General features: G+C 47.6%; 1 pseudogene. It reads right to left on the bottom strand.

The annotated features are described in order from the left end of the window. A pseudogene (locus ACWGDX_RS39390) lies at positions 1–336 on the bottom strand (hypothetical protein); the annotation flags it as partial.

A 336-nucleotide genomic window follows, 5' to 3' on the forward strand; every position in this document is an offset into this window, starting at 1 on the left:
ACCTTGTCCCATGTCCAATCATAGCGATAGGCTCGCAAATTACTAAGCCGCATGTGGCTTGAAAATGGTTCCGATCCGAACAGCACAATAGCGGCGTTAGGCTTCACCACGCGCCGGTATTGCTCCCACAGTTTATCGAACGGTATTACGACATCCCACTTACAAGCAGTGGTGCCATATGGCAAATCACAAAGGACCATGTCAACGCTTGCATCTGGGATCGACTTCATGAGTTCAAGGCAATCGCCTTGATACAGACTGAACGGCTTTTTTTGGAATTCTTGTGCGTCGTTAAACATTTCAAGCAATCGGTGATGTGATTGCTCAATCGTGACC

Source organism: Streptomyces sp. NPDC055025 (genome assembly GCF_053608565.1).